This window comes from Rhodococcus sp. KRD162 (assembly GCF_017168335.1).
GTDB lineage: Bacteria > Actinomycetota > Actinomycetes > Mycobacteriales > Mycobacteriaceae > Rhodococcoides.
Genome location: NZ_JABFAU010000078.1, coordinates 1 through 405, shown reverse-complemented (window position 1 = coordinate 405; position 405 = coordinate 1). Strand labels below are relative to the sequence as shown.

2 pseudogenes are annotated in these 405 nt (G+C 61.7%); both read left to right on the top strand.

Annotated elements, in window-relative coordinates:
• Window positions 1-109, top strand: a pseudogene (locus J1M87_RS27505) (biotin--[acetyl-CoA-carboxylase] ligase); the annotation flags it as partial.
• A gap of 42 nt (window positions 110-151) precedes the next feature.
• Window positions 152-379: pseudogene (locus J1M87_RS27500) on the top strand (PH domain-containing protein); the annotation flags it as partial.
• Window positions 380-405 lie beyond the last annotated feature (26 nt).

Below are 405 nucleotides of genomic sequence, written 5' to 3'. Positions count from 1 at the left end.
GGACGTCGTCGGGATCGCGCGTGACATCGATGACCAGGGTCGGCTGTGTCTGGACGTCGGCGGTCGCACGGTAGTTGTTTCAGCGGGCGACGTGGTGCATTTGCGTTAACTCGCGCGGAGCTGGCGTCCCCAAAAGATTAAGGTCGCGGGCATGAGCTATCCGGAGAATGTCCTGGCCGCTGGCGAGCAGGTCGTTCTGCACCGCCATCCGCACTGGAATCGCTTAATCTGGCCCGTCGTGGTGCTGGTCTTGCTGACCGGGTTGGCGGCGTTCGGGTCCGGATTCGTCAACTCGACACCTTGGCAGCAGATCGCTAAGAACGTGATTCACGCGGTCATCTGGGGGATCTGGTTGGTGATCGTCGGCTGGCTCACGCTGTGACCATTCCTGAGCTGGCTGACCAC